This is a genomic window from Halomonas sp. SIMBA_159 (assembly GCF_046536035.1).
Classification (GTDB): Bacteria; Pseudomonadota; Gammaproteobacteria; order Pseudomonadales; family Halomonadaceae; genus Vreelandella; species Vreelandella venusta_A.
On record NZ_JAWJBT010001186.1, the window covers coordinates 1 to 249 of the forward strand.

1 protein-coding gene is annotated in these 249 nt (G+C 31.7%); it reads left to right on the forward strand.

The window, feature by feature from the left end:
* On the forward strand, window positions 1-249 hold a 249-nt coding region (locus R0J87_RS23010), incomplete at both ends, for a GDP-mannose 4,6-dehydratase (RefSeq protein WP_498889260.1).

Sequence of the window (249 nt, forward strand, 5' to 3'; positions counted from 1 at the left end):
GAGCAGCAGGATTTATTGGTTCTACATTAATAAAAAAACTTTTAACACAAGGACATATCATAACTGGTATTGATAATCTAAACGAATACTATTCTGTAAATCTAAAAGAGGATCGATTAAAATTATTAGAAAACCCTAATTTCACTTTTCATAAAACTGACTTAGAGAACGATGTACTAATTAGTAGCATATTTGCAGAAGAGCAACCAGAAGTGGTAATAAATTTAGCTGCCCAAGCAGGAGTTCGCT